This is a genomic window from Pseudomonas sp. WS 5411 (assembly GCF_012985595.1).
Taxonomy (GTDB): Bacteria; Pseudomonadota; Gammaproteobacteria; order Pseudomonadales; family Pseudomonadaceae; genus Aquipseudomonas; species Aquipseudomonas shahriarae.
In genome coordinates, this window is record NZ_JAARMC010000021.1 from 72,852 (window position 1) to 88,476 (window position 15,625).

General features: G+C 59.9%; 15 protein-coding genes. 12 read left to right on the top strand and 3 right to left on the bottom strand.

The features are described 5' to 3' along the window. Nucleotides 1-143 precede the first annotated feature (143 nt). Genes HBR93_RS21780 through HBR93_RS21790 form a run of 3 tightly spaced genes read left to right on the top strand, consistent with a single transcriptional unit; the run spans nucleotide 144 to nucleotide 2,823 of the window. Entirely contained in the window at nucleotides 144-1,022 is an 879-nt protein-coding gene (locus tag HBR93_RS21780; RefSeq protein WP_169961058.1) for an ABC transporter substrate-binding protein, read from the top strand. Then, nucleotides 1,019-2,056: an iron ABC transporter permease gene (locus HBR93_RS21785; RefSeq protein WP_057440154.1), complete on the top strand. Its 1,038-nt coding sequence runs from the start codon at nucleotides 1,019-1,021 to the stop codon at nucleotides 2,054-2,056. Before HBR93_RS21780 ends, HBR93_RS21785 begins: the two co-directional genes overlap by 4 nt. After that, nucleotides 2,056-2,823 (top strand): heme ABC transporter ATP-binding protein, encoded by a 768-nt coding sequence (locus tag HBR93_RS21790; protein ID WP_120731575.1) that lies wholly within the window; start codon nucleotides 2,056-2,058, stop codon nucleotides 2,821-2,823. The genes HBR93_RS21785 and HBR93_RS21790 overlap by 1 nt, the downstream gene beginning before the upstream one ends. A gap of 270 nt (nucleotides 2,824-3,093) precedes the next feature. Here HBR93_RS21790 and HBR93_RS21795 read toward each other — a convergent pair whose 3' ends face one another. The 3 genes from HBR93_RS21795 to HBR93_RS21805 form a co-directional block, all read right to left on the bottom strand. Further along, entirely contained in the window at nucleotides 3,094-3,366 is a 273-nt protein-coding gene (locus tag HBR93_RS21795) for a TfoX/Sxy family protein (protein WP_057440152.1), read from the bottom strand. Between the two features lie 201 nt (nucleotides 3,367-3,567). Further along, nucleotides 3,568-3,912: a pentapeptide repeat-containing protein gene (locus HBR93_RS21800; protein WP_057960641.1), complete on the bottom strand. Its 345-nt coding sequence runs from the start codon at nucleotides 3,910-3,912 to the stop codon at nucleotides 3,568-3,570. Nucleotides 3,913-4,003: 91 nt separating this feature from the next. After that, the gene (locus HBR93_RS21805) at nucleotides 4,004-5,560 is read right to left on the bottom strand and encodes a bifunctional aminoglycoside phosphotransferase/ATP-binding protein (RefSeq protein WP_169961059.1); all 1,557 of its coding nucleotides are present in this window, start codon (nucleotides 5,558-5,560) and stop codon (nucleotides 4,004-4,006) included. Nucleotides 5,561-5,677: 117 nt separating this feature from the next. Here HBR93_RS21805 and mrcB point away from each other — a divergent pair, with 117 nt between their 5' ends. From mrcB to msrQ, 9 genes are all read left to right on the top strand, one after another. After that, nucleotides 5,678-8,002 (top strand): penicillin-binding protein 1B, encoded by a 2,325-nt coding sequence (gene mrcB / locus HBR93_RS21810; protein WP_057444144.1) that lies wholly within the window; start codon nucleotides 5,678-5,680, stop codon nucleotides 8,000-8,002. 16 nt (nucleotides 8,003-8,018) lie between these two features. After that, on the top strand, nucleotides 8,019-8,750 hold the full coding sequence (locus HBR93_RS21815) for a tetratricopeptide repeat protein (protein WP_057440150.1): 732 nt from the start codon (nucleotides 8,019-8,021) through the stop codon (nucleotides 8,748-8,750). Next, a complete protein-coding gene (locus HBR93_RS21820; protein WP_057960637.1) occupies nucleotides 8,750-9,079 on the top strand; it encodes a YqcC family protein in 330 nt (109 codons plus the stop codon). Before HBR93_RS21815 ends, HBR93_RS21820 begins: the two co-directional genes overlap by 1 nt. 431 nt (nucleotides 9,080-9,510) lie before the next feature. Next, nucleotides 9,511-11,235 carry an acetolactate synthase 3 large subunit gene (locus tag HBR93_RS21825; RefSeq protein WP_057960672.1) on the top strand — a complete coding sequence of 575 codons (1,725 nt, stop codon included), beginning with the start codon at nucleotides 9,511-9,513 and terminating at the stop codon, nucleotides 11,233-11,235. Nucleotides 11,236-11,237: 2 nt separating this feature from the next. Next, nucleotides 11,238-11,729, top strand: coding sequence for an acetolactate synthase small subunit (gene ilvN, locus HBR93_RS21830; protein ID WP_003176102.1), 492 nt, complete (start codon nucleotides 11,238-11,240; stop codon nucleotides 11,727-11,729). 47 nt (nucleotides 11,730-11,776) lie between these two features. Further along, on the top strand, nucleotides 11,777-12,793 hold the full coding sequence (gene ilvC / locus HBR93_RS21835; protein ID WP_003194132.1) for a ketol-acid reductoisomerase: 1,017 nt from the start codon (nucleotides 11,777-11,779) through the stop codon (nucleotides 12,791-12,793). Between the two features lie 143 nt (nucleotides 12,794-12,936). Continuing rightward, entirely contained in the window at nucleotides 12,937-13,794 is an 858-nt protein-coding gene (gene pssA / locus HBR93_RS21840; RefSeq protein ID WP_029298897.1) for a CDP-diacylglycerol--serine O-phosphatidyltransferase, read from the top strand. A 63-nt stretch (nucleotides 13,795-13,857) separates the two neighbouring features. Beyond that, a complete protein-coding gene (msrP, locus tag HBR93_RS21845; protein ID WP_120731579.1) occupies nucleotides 13,858-14,871 on the top strand; it encodes a protein-methionine-sulfoxide reductase catalytic subunit MsrP in 1,014 nt (337 codons plus the stop codon). Then, on the top strand, nucleotides 14,871-15,491 hold the full coding sequence (gene msrQ / locus HBR93_RS21850; protein ID WP_169961060.1) for a protein-methionine-sulfoxide reductase heme-binding subunit MsrQ: 621 nt from the start codon (nucleotides 14,871-14,873) through the stop codon (nucleotides 15,489-15,491). The genes msrP and msrQ overlap by 1 nt, the downstream gene beginning before the upstream one ends. Nucleotides 15,492-15,625: the final 134 nt, after the last annotated feature.

A 15,625-nucleotide genomic window follows, 5' to 3' on the forward strand; every position in this document is an offset into this window, starting at 1 on the left:
GTAGAGTGATCCGGGGTTTGCGGGTGAGCCCGGTGCTTGACGTTCAAATGCAAACAATTATCAAATGCCGGCTTCGCCTGTTAGCTGACTGCGTGCTCAGACGGTCGCATGACTGGCTCCACCCCCTGGAAGGAAACCCTTTTATGCGCCTGAGTACCAGCGCTATTGCGCTTGTTGTCGGACTGCTGGTCAACCACGTGGCGCAAGCCGCTGAACCGCCACAACGCTGGGTCAGCGCCGGCGGGGCGTTGTCGGAGTGGGTGGTGGCCCTGGGGGGCGAGTCAAAGCTGGTGGGCGTCGATACCACTAGCCAGCACCCACAATCGCTCAAGGCATTACCCAGTATCGGTTACCAGCGCCAGCTGTCGGCCGAAGGGATCTTGAGCCTGCGCCCGCAAATCCTGGTGGGCACTGAGGAAATGGGACCGCCCCCGGTGCTGGCGCAGATTCGCAATGCCGGGGTGCAAGTGGAGCTGTTCTCCGCACAGCCGGACCTGCCGACCCTGCAAGGCAACCTGCAACATTTGGGCGCGTTGCTGGGGGCTGAAGACCGGGCCATGGCGCTGTTCAGTACGTATCAACAGCAACTAAACCTGCAAAAAGCCGCCGTGACCCAGGCGCAAACCCGGCAAAAGGCCCCAGGCGTGCTGTTGGTGCTCGGACATGCCGGCGGCAAGCCGTTGATCGCCGGCAAGGACACCGCCGCCGATTGGGTACTGCAACAAGCCGGTGGGCGCAATCTGGCGACGCACACCGGGTACAAGCCGTTTTCGGTGGAGTCCCTGGCGGGGCTGAGCCCTGAAGTGCTGGTGTTCTCCGACCGTGCCCTGAGTGGCGAGGCGGCCCGCGCAGCCTTGTTCAAGGAAAATCCGATTCTGGCGAACACCTCGGCGGCCAAGACCGGTCGGGTCGTTGAGTTGGACCCCACCTTGTTGGTCGGGGGCCTGGGCCCACGGTTGCCGGCCAATCTGCAAACCTTGTCCGCCGGGTTCTACCCCGCTAAAACCCAAGCTGCCCCATGACCACTCTGGTTAAACCACGCGCCCTGTTTATCGGCCTGAGCCTGTTGTGTGTATTGGCGATCTGGCTGTCCTTGGCCCTGGGGCCGGTCAGCCTGCCGTTGCTCGACACATTGCGCGCCGCGTTACGCTTGCTTGGCGTGCCCCTTGAGGCTCAGGGGTTGGAGCAGGCGGAGTTGATTCTGGGGCAGATCCGTTTGCCGCGCACCTTGTTGGGGTTGGCGGTCGGCGGGGTGCTGGCGCTGTCGGGGGTGGCCATGCAGGGGTTGTTTCGCAACCCCTTGGCCGACCCGGGGCTGGTCGGTGTGTCCAGTGGCGCCGCGCTCGGGGCGGCGGTGGCTATCGTTGGTGGCGCGGCCTTTGGTGGCCTGCCGGATGCGGTGGGGCCGTATCTGCTGTCGCTGTGTGCATTCCTCGGTGGATTGGGTGTGACGGCGCTGGTCTATCGCCTGGGCCGGCGTGATGGCCAGACCAATGTCGCAACCATGCTGTTGGCCGGTATCGCCCTGACCGCCCTGGCGGCCTCGGCGGTGGGCCTGTTCACTTACCTGGCAGATGACGCCACCTTGCGCACCCTGACGTTCTGGAACCTCGGCAGCCTCAATGGCGCCAGTTACTCGCGGCTGTGGCCGTTGCTGCTGGTCAGTGCCGGGGTGGCGCTGTGGCTGCCGCGCCGGGCCAAGGCGCTCAATGCCTTGCTCCTCGGGGAGTCGGAAGCCAGTCATCTGGGGATCAATGTCGAGGGGCTCAAGCGTGAGCTGGTGTTTTGCACGGCCCTGGGGGTTGGCGCGGCAGTCGCCGCAGCGGGGTTGATTGGTTTTGTCGGGCTGGTGGTGCCGCATCTGGTGCGCCTGCTGGCGGGGCCGGATCATCGCGTGCTGCTGCCGGCCTCGGTGCTGGCGGGGGCGAGCCTGTTGTTATTCGCCGACCTGGTGGCCCGCCTGGCCCTGGCGCCCGCTGAGTTGCCCATTGGCATTGTTACCGCCTTTATTGGCGCGCCGTTTTTTCTTTACCTGCTGTTGCGAGGGCGCGCCTGATGCTGCGAGTGGAAAACCTGCAGATCCGCCGCGGTCGCAAAACCGTCTTGGCCGACGTGACCCTGGACCTGAAGCCCAGTGAAGTCCTGGGTGTGCTCGGCCCCAATGGCGCCGGCAAAAGTACGTTGCTGGGCGCGTTGTGCGCGCAGTTGCAGGCGGATGAAGGCCAGGTCTGGCTGGATGACCGCGAACTCAAGGATTGGCAGGGGGCGCAACGGGCCCAGCGGCTGGCGGTGCTGCCCCAGGTGTCGACCCTGGATTTCGCGTTTCGCGTCGAGGAAGTGGTGGGCATGGGGCGACTGCCCCATCAGACCGGTCGGGCGCGCGACGCTGAAATCATCGACGCCGCCTTGCAGGCCGCTGACGTGAGCCACTTGAGCGGGCGCAGTTACCTGGCCTTGTCTGGCGGCGAGCGCCAGCGTGTGCACCTGGCGCGAGTGCTGGCGCAGCTCTGGCCGGGCGAGGCGGGGCAGACATTGTTGCTGGACGAACCGACGTCGATGCTCGACCCGCTGCACCAGCACACCACCTTACAGGCGATCCGCAGCTTTGCTGATCGTGGCGCGGCTGTGCTGGTGATCCTCCACGACCTGAACCTGGCGGCGCGCTACTGTGACCGCATTCTGCTGCTGGAAAACGGCCGCCCCCATGCCCTGGGTACGCCGGCGCAGGTATTGCGCCCGGAATTGCTCAAGGCCGTGTTTGGCCTGGATGTGCTGGTGCAGCCCCATCCTGAACTAGGTCATCCATTGGTCATTGCCCGCTGAGGTTCGTCGTGGCTGCAGCCATGTGCCGGGTTCATAAAACCCAGGCAAAAAAAGACCCGGCAAGAGCCGGGTCAAATAACCGTGATTAGCCTGATGAGGAGATAAACTGAGAGTCCGAACCAAGGGTCTTTCAGTTATCGGCTGATCTCGCGACCAGTTGTGATAATCATAACGATTCTCATTTGAGAGTCAACATTTGTTTTTACGCCCAGGGGGCCTTTCCTCAAACGCATGTTTGAAATCCCCGTAAACCCTGGGTTCCTGACTGTTTCAGTTCTTGTTGCGTACCGACAAAACTTCCAATTGGCGATTCAAGGCTTCCTTGCGCTCAGTTGGAATATCGTTCCAATGCACATCCATCAATGCGCCTTCGATGGCATACAGCAGGACTTTGGACGCCCGAAAGCCACGACTGCGTACCGCCCGATAGGCGTCCACGGCGCCCAGGCGACGCAGGTCTGAAGCGCTATGGATGCCCACCGCATGCAGCCATTGCGCAGAGGTCTTGCCAAGGTTTTTCAGGTGTTGCAGCTCATCGTTCATTAAGCCTCCTTGCGACGGCCGAATGGTTCGGTGGGTATCGTGACCAGGCAAGCCTGAAAGGAGTGTAGCGCTCAGTAGGAAAAGCGTAGTTCTTTGCTCAGAAACGATGTAAACGCTTCTAAGGCTGGCGCTGGATTATTGACGGCGAGTGGCGCAAGCCCCCAGCCCGCGTTGCGCGTAACTGGGGATAAGGGCGTGTTGTCAGCGGGTGCGGTAACGCAGGCGAGTGCCGAAATTGACTGACATTAGGATCTCGTCAGCGCTCAGCTCAGGCGGGAAGTAAGTGCCCGAAATCTGCGCATGGGCCAGGCTGGCGCCTTCCAGCGCGCAAGCGCGCAGGTCCAGGCCACGCAAATCGGCCGAACGGAAATAGGCGTCGGTAAAATCCACGCCCTCGGCATCCAGGTGGCGCAGGTCGAGCCCGCGGAAGTCCCCGCCACGCATATCAATGGGGCCATCCTTGGGGCGTTCCTGATTGAAGCCATGGATGTCATCTTTATGCAGCAGCGCGTAGAGTGGGGTATCAAGCAACTTCGGCTGGCCCATGGCGGCATCTCCTGTTGGATTTATGGCGCCATTATAGTGCCACTATTGCTGGCTGTGAGCTGTTAACTGCTTCACAGCCAGGAAATATTTCTTACAGCCCTGGCAGGTGTTGACGAACATGGGCAACCAACGCGTCCAGCGTCCCGCTTTCATTGGTCTCGACCCGCTTGCTCAGTAGCAGTTCCTCGGCGCTCAGAGGATCGCGGCTGGCTTGCTGCTGCTCAATGACCTCCAGGGTGGCGTCAGAAGGATCGTTTTTATCTGCCTGACGTTTCGCCAGCCAGTTGGCGATCACTGCCTGTGGTGCATTGCAATCGAGGATCAGGAAGGGCGCGCCAGTGGCCTCTGCGACTTTGGCGGCGGCGTCGCGTTGTTCACGCTTGAGGTAGGTGGCGTCCAGGACCACCGGGAAGCCCGCGCGCAGCACGGTTTCGGCGAGAGTATGCAGGCGGGCGTAGGTCGCTGCGCTGGCATCCGAGGCATAGATCCCGGCTTGTGGGGTGTTCTCCACTTGCTGCTCGCCAAACAGGCGCTTGCGTTCTACATCCGAGCGCAGGCGTATGGCTCCGAGCGCGTCGACCAGGCGCATTGCCACATGGCTTTTGCCGGTGGCCGACACACCGTGGGTAATTGCCAGGAAGCGTGAAGGGATGGTGCTGTAGCTTTCGGCCAGGTTGGCGTAGTTACGGTATTGGCGCAGGGTGGTCGCACGCTCTACAGGCGTTGCTTCGGACGGCATGCTGAACAGGGCGACCTTGGCCCGCACCAGGGCACGGTAGGCCTTATAGAAGTTCAGCAGTTCGAGGCTCTGGTAATCGCCAGTCAGTTCCAGATACTGGCTGATAAAGCGTCGGGCCAGGGACTTGAGGCCACGGTCTTCCAGGTCCATGGCCAGGAAGCCAGTGTCGGCACACACGTCGGTGAAGCGGAACGGCTCGTTGAACTCGATGCAGTCGAAGATCACCACGTGATCGTCGATCATCGTTGCGTTGCCCAGGTGAATGTCGCCGTGGCACTCGCGGATAAAGCCATTGAGCTTGCGTTGCTCCAGCAGTGGCTTGAGGCGTTCGAAGCTGCTCTGGGCCCAGGCTTGCAGTGCTTGCAGTTGGGCCAGGTCGGCCTTGTCGCTGAGGAACGGGCGGATCTGCTCGAAGTTCTGCTGTACAGGTGCCATCACCTCGTCCGGCGTGCCGGCCGGGTGCGCCTCGGGAACCTTGGGCGCGTTCAAGTGGAACTGCGCAATCTGGCTGGCCATTTCGTCGATGTGGCTGCTGGTCAGCTCGCCATTGGCCTGCAAGGTGCTCAGCAGTTGGCTTTGCGGGAACTGGCGCATTTTCAGCACATATTCGATGGCCGGACCTTCGCCGCCCAGTTGCGGGGCTTCAACGCTGCCGGTGATCGGTAACACTTCAAGATACAAATCTTGTGTCAGGCGCTGGTTGAGGCGCAGTTCCTCGTTGCAGAAGTGGGAGCGGGCGTCCAACTGGGTAAAGTCGAGGAAGCCGAAGTTCACCGGTTTCTTGATCTTGTAGGCGTAGGGGCCAGTGAGCAGAACCCAGGAAATATGGGTTTCGATGACTTGAAACGCTTCGACCGGATGAGGAAACAGGGCCGGGTTTTGCAGGGCGGCAATCAGGGGCTGGCTCACGGGCGATCCTTCGGAGTCTGGGAAAATAATGGAGCGCATTATGGCCGCTCAAGTCGGTCATGCAAACCGCCGTCCGGTTCATGTTGATCATCAATAAAATGCGTATAATCCGCCGCCATGACTCGTACCCGATCTCCCCGTTCCCGTAAAAAACCTCCTCCCCGCAGCCTGCGCCCCTGGCTGGGCTGGGCGATCAAGCTCGGCCTGGTTGGCCTGGTGGCACTCGCAGGCGTCGCGGTGTACCTCGATGCCGTGGTCCAGGAGAAGTTCTCTGGCAAGCGCTGGACCATCCCGGCGAAGGTCTACGCTCGCCCGCTGGAGCTGTTTACCGGCCAGAAGCTGAGCAAGGAAGACTTTCTCACCGAACTCGATGCGCTGGGCTACCGGCGCGAAGCCGTGGCCAACGGTCCGGGGGCGGCGGCGGTCAGCGGCAATACCGTGGACTTGAACACCCGGGGCTTCCAGTTCTATGAAGGCCTGGAAAAGGCCCAGCCGGTGCGTGTGCGTTTCTCCGGGGATTACGTGGCCGAGCTTTCCGCACTCAACGGCGGCAAGCTGCCGGTGGTGCGCCTTGAGCCATTGCTGATCGGCGGGATTTACCCGAAGAACCTTGAAGATCGCATCCTGATCAAGATTGATCAGGTCCCGCCGTATCTGTTGGAAACCCTGGTCGCGGTTGAAGACCGGGATTTCTACAGCCACTGGGGCGTATCGCCCAAGTCCATCGCCCGCGCCATCTGGGTCAACACCTCGGGTGGCCGCATGACCCAGGGCGGCAGTACGCTGACGCAACAATTGGTCAAGAATTTCTACCTGACCAGTGAGCGCAGCCTGACCCGTAAACTCACTGAAGCCATGATGGCTATGTTGCTGGAGCTGCATTACAGCAAGCAGGAGATCCTGGAGGCCTACCTCAACGAGGTGTTCGTCGGCCAGGATGGCCAGCGCGCCGTGCATGGTTTCGGCCTGGCCAGTCAGTTCTTCTTCGGCCAGCCATTGTCCGAGCTCAAGCTGCATCAGGTGGCGTTGCTGGTGGGCATGGTCAAGGGGCCGTCCTATTACAACCCGCGCCGCAACCCGGAGCGGGCCCTGGAACGTCGTAACCTGGTCCTCGACGTGCTGGAACAGCAGGGCGTGGCCACCGCAGAACAGGTCGCCGCCGCGAAGAAGATGCCCCTGGGTGTCACTACCCGTGGCAAGTTGGCCGACAGTTCATTCCCCGGCTTTATCGACCTGGTCAAGCGCCAGTTGCGCGAAGACTATCGCGACGAGGACTTGACCGAAGAAGGCCTGCGGATCTTCACCAGTTTCGACCCGATCCTGCAGATGAAGGCCGAAGCTTCGGTCAGCGATACCTTCAAGCGCCTGGCCGGGCGCAAGGGTTCGGATGAGGTTGAGGCAGCCATGGTGGTGACCAATCCGGAAACCGGTGAAGTCCAGGCCATGATCGGCAGCCGCCAGGCCAGTTTTGCCGGCTTCAACCGTGCCCTGGATGCCGTACGGCCGATTGGCTCGCTGATCAAGCCGGCGGTGTACCTCACGGCGTTGGAAAAACCGAGCAAGTACACCCTGACCAGTTGGTTGTCCGACGAAGCGTTTTCGGTCAAGGGCGCCGATGGCCAGGTGTGGAAGCCGCAGAACTATGACCGTCGCTCCCACGGTACGGTGTTCCTGTACCAGGGCCTGGCACATTCCTACAACCTGTCCACGGCGCGGCTGGGCCTGGAGCTGGGGGTGCCGAACGTCCTCAAGACCCTGGCGCGCCTGGGCGTGAGCCGCGAGTTCCCGGCGTTCCCTTCGATGTTGCTGGGGGCGGGGGGCTTGAGCCCGATGGAAGTGGCGACCATGTACCAGACCCTGGCCAACGGTGGTTTCAATACACCGATGCGCGGGATCCGCAGTGTGCTCACGGCGGAAGGCGAGCCGCTCAAGCGCTACCCGTTCCAGATCGAGCAGCGCTTTGATCCGGCCTCCATCTACCTGATCCAGAACGCCATGCAGCGGGTCATGCGCGAAGGGACCGGGCGCTCGGTGTACAGCTCACTGCCGGGCAACCTGACGCTGGCCGGCAAGACCGGCACCAGTAACGATTCCCGGGACAGTTGGTTCGCCGGTTTCAGCCAGGACCTGCTCGCGGTGGTGTGGCTGGGGCGCGATGACAATGGCAAGACACCCTTCACGGGGGCGACCGGCGCCTTGCAGGTCTGGACCAGTTTTATGCGCAAGGCCGACCCGCTGCCACTGAACATGCCGCAACCCGACAACATCGTGCAGGCCTGGATCGACCCCCATACCGGGCAGGGCTCGGATGCCAACTGTCCGGGCGCGGTGCAGATGCCGTATATTCGCGGCAGTGAACCGCCAGCCGGCGCTCCATGTGGCACAGGTGTGCCCACGGATGCCGATTCGGTGATGGATTGGGTCAAGGGCTGGATGAATTAAGCAAAGAGGATTTCAAGTGAACAAGTGGTTGATTCCGGCTATTACAACGTTAGCTTTGCTCAGTGGTTGCTCCAGCGTGCAGCGCGGGTCCATCCCGGTGGTGGATTCCGGCACGGCCGTGTCCAACAATGACCGGATCTCGGCCAACGGCGGCTTCCGCCAGACCGTGACCACGCGTCCAAACCCTGCCACAACCCAGGCTGTACCCCAGGATTCCGGAGTGGTGGTAATGGTTCCGGGGGGCGGCGCTACTACGTCTGCGCCGATCAGCTCGGCGCCATGGACACCGGGCCCGATCACACCTGGGCCGTCGAACTCCGCGCCGATTGATACCGCGCCGATCAACCAGGGCACCTACAACATGCCATCGACCCCGAGCGGGATTCCTTCGGCCAACGCCGGCGGCCTGTCCGCCGACGAGCAGTTGGACGGTCCGGTCCTGGCCTTGCTCACCACTGCCCAGCAACAGCAGGCCGGTGGCGACTTGAACGGTGCATCCTCCAGCCTCGAGCGCGCCCAGCGTGTCGCGCCACGTGAACCGCAGGTGCTCTACCGCCTGGCGCAAGTGCGCATGGCCCAGGGGGATGCGCCACAAGCCGAACAGTTCGCCCGTCGTGGCCTGACCATGGCTAACGGTCGTCCTGACCTGCAGGCCAGTCTGTGGGCCCTGATTGGCGACGCGCGCGCTGCGCAAGGTGATGCTGCCGGTGCTGCCCAGGCTCGGCAAAAGGCCAAGGTCAGTCTCTGATGGATCCTCGTTTTCCGGCAATTGCCGAGCAGTTATTGCTGATTGAGCGCGAATTGCGCCTGGCGGGCTGGTGGGATGAAGTGTCCCCCAGTGCCGAGGCGCTGAGCAGCGTCGAGCCGTTTTCGGTTGATACCCTGGATTTTCATCAGTGGTTGCAGTGGATCTTCCTGGGTCGCATGAAACAGATCCTCGAGCAGGACCTGCCGTTGCCCAATGCCTCGGGCATTCTGGAGATGGCCGAGATGGTCTACGCCGATCGTCTTCAAGAGAGCCTCGGCCTACGGTCGGCGCTGAAAAAGTTCGACCAACTGATCGTCGGCGCTCGTTAATTGCCTGACTGCCGGGTTTTCCGGCAGTCTTGCGCACATTTCTACCGCTTGACGACATTCAGGCGAGTTTTATCCCTCCTCAAAGCCCTTTCTTCTACGTTCACATGCGCTTAGTTGGAAAAAAGCGCAATTATTGCTTGACTTGAAGGGGCTGAAACAGAAGAATCCAAAGTCCGCTGTATCGGGACTGCCAGAAGCAGGCCCGCTCAGCAGATCATGAGGCGCACATCCGCGCCGACCTGTTACACCCGCAACGCGTTACCTCGCGCTGGGTGGGAAAAGCCCGCAACACTTGGGACGATCCCAATACTTGCTCAGTCAGTGCTGACGTAGTCGGCGACCACCGTCGCTCATGCTCTGTTGAGAAGTAAACCTATTAAGACCCGTCGGTTTTTAACGGACGGTATTCTGGCGTTTTAGAGGTGAACAACGTGGAGCTTTTATCTGGCGGTGAGATGCTCGTCCGCTTTTTGCGTGACGAAGGCGTCGACTATATCTACGGGTACCCAGGTGGTGCTCTGCTGCATGTCTACGACGCACTGTTCAAGGAACCGGCTGTCAACCACATCCTGGTTCGCCATGAGCAGGCCGCGACCCATATGGCTGACGGTTATGCCCGTGCCACCGGCAAAGCCGGCGTGGTACTGGTAACGTCCGGCCCAGGCGCAACCAATGCCATTACTGGCATCGCGACTGCGTATATGGACTCTATTCCGATGGTGATCATTTCCGGCCAGGTGGCGAGCACCATGGTGGGCACTGATGCATTCCAGGAAACCGACATGATCGGTATTTCCCGGCCGATCGTGAAACACAGCTTCATGATCAAGCACGCCTCGGAAATCCCGGAAATCATGAAAAAGGCCTTCTACCTCGCGCAGTCCGGTCGTCCGGGTCCTGTGGTGGTCGATATCCCGAAAGACATGACCAACCCAGCGGAAAAATTCGAATACGTTTTCCCGAAGAAAGCCAAGCTGCGTTCCTACAGCCCGGCCGTTCGTGGGCACTCGGGGCAAATCCGCAAGGCGGCAGAAATGCTCCTGGCGGCCAAGCGTCCAGTGCTGTACTCGGGTGGCGGCGTGATCCTGGGCGGCGGTTCCGCACCTTTGACCGAACTGGCCAAGATGCTCAACCTGCCGGTGACCAACACCTTGATGGGCCTCGGCGCCTTCCCGGGTTCGGATCGTCAGTTCGTCGGCATGCTCGGCATGCACGGCAGCTACACGGCCAACCTGACTATGCACCACGCTGATGTGATCCTGGCCGTGGGTGCACGGTTCGATGACCGGGTGATCAATGGCGCGAGCAAGTTCTGCCCGAATGCCAAGATCATCCACATCGACATCGACCCGGCGTCCATCTCCAAGACCATCAAGGCCGACGTGCCGATTGTCGGTCCTGTGGAGAGCGTATTGACCGAAATGGTCGCCGCGCTCAAGGACATTGGCGAAACTCCGAACAAGGAGTCGGTCGCCAGCTGGTGGAAGCAGATCGACGAATGGCGCGGTGATCGCGGCCTGTTCCCTTACGACAAGGGCGATGGCAGCATCATCAAGCCACAGACCGTGATCGAAACCCTGTGTGAAGTGACCAAGGGCGACGCCTTTGTGACCTCGGACGTGGGCCAGCACCAGATGTTTGCTGCGCAGTACTACAAGTTCGACAAGCCTAACCGCTGGATCAACTCCGGTGGCCTGGGCACGATGGGCTTCGGTTTCCCGGCGGCCATGGGTGTGAAGCTGAGCTTCCCGGACACTGACGTGGCCTGTGTCACCGGTGAAGGCAGCATCCAGATGAACATCCAGGAGCTGTCGACCTGCCTGCAATATGGCTTGCCGGTGAAGATCGTCTGCCTGAACAACGGTGTGTTGGGCATGGTTCGCCAATGGCAGGACATGAGCTACAACAGTCGCCACTCCCATTCCTACATGGAATCGCTGCCAGATTTCGTCAAGTTGGTTGAAGCCTATGGCCATGTCGGCATGCGCATCACCGATTTGAAGGATCTCAAGCCGAAGATGGAAGAGGCGTTCGCCATGAAGGATCGTCTGGTGTTTATCGACATCCAGGTCGACACCAGCGAGCACGTCTACCCGATGCAGATCAAAGACGGCTCTATGCGCGACATGTGGCTGAACAAGACGGAGCGGACCTAATCATGCGGCACATTATCTCCCTGCTTCTGGAGAACGAACCGGGCGCTCTGTCTCGTGTGGTCGGCCTGTTTTCGCAGCGCAACTACAACATCGAAAGCCTGACGGTGGCCCCGACCGAAGACCCGACCCTGTCGCGTCTGACGTTGACCACTGTGGGCCATGATGAAGTGATCGAGCAGATCACCAAGAACCTCAACAAGCTGATCGAAGTGGTCAAGCTGGTCGATTTGTCGGAAAGTGCCCACATCGAGCGTGAGCTGATGCTGGTTAAGGTCAAGGCCACGGGCGCCCAACGTGCCGAGATCAAGCGGACTACCGATATTTATCGTGGGCAGATCGTCGATGTGAGCGCCAGCGTTTATACCGTTCAACTGACCGGTACCAGCGACAAGCTGGACAGCTTCATCCAGTCGATCGGGACGGCCTCGATTCTGGAAACCGTACGCAGTGGCGTCACCGGGATTGCCCGTGGCGACAAAGTACTCAGCATCTAACCCAAATTAGCGAATGGCCTTACGGCCTGGATATATAGAGGAACCTCATGAAAGTTTATTACGATAAAGATTGTGACCTGTCGATCATCCAGGGCAAGAAAGTCGCCATCATCGGTTACGGCTCCCAGGGCCACGCCCAGGCGTGCAACCTGAAAGACTCCGGCGTCGACGTCACTGTCGGCCTGCGTAAAGGCTCGGCTACCGTTGCCAAGGCTGAAGCCCACGGCCTGAAAGTCACTGACGTGGCTTCTGCTGTTGCGGCTGCCGACCTGGTCATGATCCTGACCCCGGACGAGTTCCAGTCCTCGCTGTACAAGAACGAAATCGAGCCGAACATCAAGAAAGGCGCCACCCTGGCCTTCTCCCACGGCTTCGCGATCCACTACAACCAGGTCGTGCCGCGTGCTGACCTCGACGTGATCATGATCGCGCCGAAAGCACCGGGCCACACCGTGCGTTCCGAGTTCGTCAAAGGCGGTGGTATCCCTGACCTGATCGCGATCTACCAGGACGCTTCGGGCAACGCCAAGAACGTTGCACTGTCCTACGCTGCTGGCGTCGGTGGCGGTCGTACCGGCATCATCGAAACCACTTTCAAGGACGAGACCGAAACCGACCTGTTCGGCGAGCAAGCCGTTCTGTGTGGCGGTACCGTTGAGCTGGTAAAAGCCGGTTTCGAAACCCTGGTTGAAGCTGGCTACGCGCCAGAAATGGCCTACTTCGAGTGCCTGCACGAACTGAAGCTGATCGTTGACCTCATGTACGAAGGCGGTATCGCCAACATGAACTACTCGATCTCCAACAACGCTGAGTACGGCGAGTACGTGACAGGTCCGGAAGTGATCAACGCCGAATCCCGTCAGGCCATGCGCAACGCCCTGAAACGTATTCAGGACGGCGAGTACGCCAAAATGTTCATCAGCGAAGGTGCAACCGGCTACCCTTCGATGACCGCCAAGCGTCGTAACAACGCTGCTCACGGTATCGAAGTCATCGGCGAGCAACTGCGCTCCATGATGCCGTGGATCGGTGCCAACAAGATCGTCGACAAAGCCAAAAACTAAGTCGGATGCATCAAGGGAAAACGCGGCCTAGGCCGCGTTTTTTCGTTTGCGGGCCGGTTCTGGTATAAAGCTGCATCGTTTGCGGGCGAACACTCGCCGCAAGTGTCTGTCGAATTTTTTCACACCGTTGCAAGGTAAAGTCCATGAGCGAACGTCCCGAAGAGCCAAACCAGGCCTCTGACGCCGAAAGCCTGCTACCGATCGATGAGCATGTCGAAGAAGGGCATGACGCGGAAGGCCGCAAGGTCCGGCATCGTGGCATCTATCTTCTGCCCAACCTGTTCACCACGGCGAACCTGTTTGCCGGTTTCTACTCCATCATCAATTCCATGAGTGCCCAGAGTGCGCTGGCGGCAGGTGATGCGGCGAGTGCCAGCAAATACTTCGGTTTTGCTGCCATCGCGATCTTTGTGGCCATGGTCCTTGACGGCCTGGATGGCCGCGTAGCGCGCATGACCAATACCCAAAGTGCCTTCGGTGCCGAATACGACTCGCTGTCGGACATGGTTGCCTTTGGTGTCGCACCTGCGCTGTTGGCGTTTGCCTGGGCCCTGGGTGATATGGGCAAGGTCGGCTGGATGGTTGCCTTCATCTACGTGGCCGGTGCTGCACTGCGCCTGGCGCGTTTCAATACCCAGGTGGGGACTGCCGACAAGCGTTACTTCATTGGCCTTGCCAGTCCTGCTGCGGCAGGTGTGGTGGCGGGTATTGTCTGGGCGTTCAGTGACTACGGTATCCAGGGATCGAAGATGTCGTTCCTGGTGGCCTTGATGGTTGCGGCGGCCGGCATGCTGATGGTCAGCAATATCAAGTACAACAGCTTCAAGGAGTTCGACCTGAAGGGGCGGGTGCCTTTCGTGGCGATTCTGGTGGTGGTGCTGGTTTTCGCAGTGGTCTTCAGCGATCCGCCGCGGATTCTGTTGCTGGCGTTCCTGGTGTATGCGGCTTCGGGTCCGGTTCAGTACCTGTTGCATCTGCGCCGGGACAAAACATTGCCTTAATGTAATTTCCCCCATACTCCGCAGTCTATTGGTGCATCAGTTCTCCAATGCTGCGGAGTTGCCATGTTAATCAAGTTGCCTAAAGCGTCCGATTGCCACGAATCGGATGTCACCCCGGAATCCCTCTATTTCTCCCGCCGCAGTTTGCTCGGTGGTGCGCTTGCCGGTATTGCTGCCAGCAGCCTGCCGCGTTGGGCGAGTGCAGCTGATACCGCGCGTTATGCCGATGTCGAGCCGGGCAAGGCTCCCGGCTGGTTTGCCGAGAAGCTGCCAGGCACCCAATGGCAGGCGGTGACGGTCAAAGACGAAGCCATCACCCCGTTCAAAGATGCGACCCACTACAACAACTTCTATGAGTTCGGTACCGACAAGGGCGACCCGGCGGCGAATGCTGGTTCCCTCAAGACGGAGCCGTGGAGCGTCGTGATTGATGGTGAGGTCGCCAAGCCTGGGCGTTATGCCTTGGAGGACTTCATGAAGCCGTATCAGCTGGAGGAGCGGATCTACCGTTTACGCTGTGTCGAGGCGTGGTCGATGGTCATTCCCTGGATCGGCTTCCCTATATCGGCCTTGCTTAAACAGGTCGAACCCACTTCCAAGGCCAGGTACATCCGCTTTGAAACTCTGCAGGATCCCAAGAGCATGCCGGGCCAGCGTTCGAGTTTCGGCCTGATCGACTGGCCTTATATAGAAGGGTTACGTCTGGATGAAGCGATGAACCCTTTGGCAATCCTTGCGGTGGGCATGTATGGCCGTGAACTGCCCAACCAGAATGGCGCGCCGCTGCGGCTGGTGGTGCCTTGGAAGTATGGCTTCAAGAGTGTGAAGTCCATCGTGCGGATCAGTCTGGTGAGTGAGCAGCCGAAAACCACCTGGCAGAGCATTGCGGCGGATGAGTATGGGTTTTATGCAAATGTGAACCCCACGGTCGATCATCCTCGCTGGACTCAGGCGCGGGAGCGACGTCTGCCTAGCGGCTTGTTCAGCCCGAATGTGCGCGAGACGCAGATGTTCAATGGCTACTCGGATGAGGTCGCTTCTCTTTATACGGGTCTTGATCTGCGGAAGAACTACTGATGCGCTACCCCCTCTGGCGCCTTGGCGTCTTTATAGCTGCGGCAGTGTGGCCGTTGTACTGGTTGTATGAGGCCTGGAGTCTTACCTTGGGGCCTGATCCCGGCAAAGTGCTGGTTGATCGGCTGGGGCTGGGAACGCTGATCTTGCTGCTGGTCACGCTTACGATGACGCCTCTGCAAAAGTTGAGCGGTTGGGCGGGGTGGATCGCTGTGCGCCGGCAGTTGGGGTTGTGGTGCTTTGCTTATGTGGTGCTGCACCTTGCGGCTTATTGTGTATTTATCCTTGGGTTGGATTGGTCGCAGTTGGGCGTCGAGCTGCGCAAACGCCCCTACATTATTGTGGGAGCGTTGGCGTTCCTGTGTTTGCTGGCGTTGGCGGTGACATCCAATCGCTATAGCCAGCGTCGATTGGGTGCCCGTTGGAAGAAGTTGCATCGCCTGGTGTATGTGATTCTGGGGCTTGGTTTGTTGCATATGCTGTGGATCGTGCGTGCCGACCTGAAGGAGTGGGTTATCTATGCTTCTATAGGGGCGCTGCTTTTGGTCCTGCGGATTCCACCGGTGATGCGCCGAATTCCCCGCCTTATTGCTAAAAAAGCACCTTCTGCAACAAAAGCGTAATTAACGCTTGACGGCAGATTCTGGAAGTCTATAATTCGCCCCACTTCCGGCGCAGTCGAAACGGAAAACTCCTTGGTAAACAAAGAGTTACGCAGAATTCGACAGCGAGTTGCTTCAGTTCATCGAAGCCCAGA

Bases quoted from the DNA above. Each gene is read 5' to 3' on its own strand.
- HBR93_RS21780 (WP_169961058.1), top strand. From the start codon at position 144: ATGCGCCTGAGTACCAGCGCTATTGCGCTTGTTGTCGGACTGCTGGTC.
- HBR93_RS21785 (WP_057440154.1), top strand. From the start codon at position 1,019: ATGACCACTCTGGTTAAACCACGCGCCCTGTTTATCGGCCTGAGCCTG.
- HBR93_RS21790 (WP_120731575.1), top strand. From the start codon at position 2,056: ATGCTGCGAGTGGAAAACCTGCAGATCCGCCGCGGTCGCAAAACCGTC.
- HBR93_RS21795 (WP_057440152.1), bottom strand. From the start codon at position 3,366: ATGAACGATGAGCTGCAACACCTGAAAAACCTTGGCAAGACCTCTGCG.
- HBR93_RS21800 (WP_057960641.1), bottom strand. From the start codon at position 3,912: ATGGGCCAGCCGAAGTTGCTTGATACCCCACTCTACGCGCTGCTGCAT.
- mrcB (WP_057444144.1), top strand. From the start codon at position 5,678: ATGACTCGTACCCGATCTCCCCGTTCCCGTAAAAAACCTCCTCCCCGC.
- HBR93_RS21820 (WP_057960637.1), top strand. From the start codon at position 8,750: ATGGATCCTCGTTTTCCGGCAATTGCCGAGCAGTTATTGCTGATTGAG.
- ilvN (WP_003176102.1), top strand. From the start codon at position 11,238: ATGCGGCACATTATCTCCCTGCTTCTGGAGAACGAACCGGGCGCTCTG.
- ilvC (WP_003194132.1), top strand. From the start codon at position 11,777: ATGAAAGTTTATTACGATAAAGATTGTGACCTGTCGATCATCCAGGGC.
- pssA (WP_029298897.1), top strand. From the start codon at position 12,937: ATGAGCGAACGTCCCGAAGAGCCAAACCAGGCCTCTGACGCCGAAAGC.
- msrP (WP_120731579.1), top strand. From the start codon at position 13,858: ATGTTAATCAAGTTGCCTAAAGCGTCCGATTGCCACGAATCGGATGTC.
- msrQ (WP_169961060.1), top strand. From the start codon at position 14,871: ATGCGCTACCCCCTCTGGCGCCTTGGCGTCTTTATAGCTGCGGCAGTG.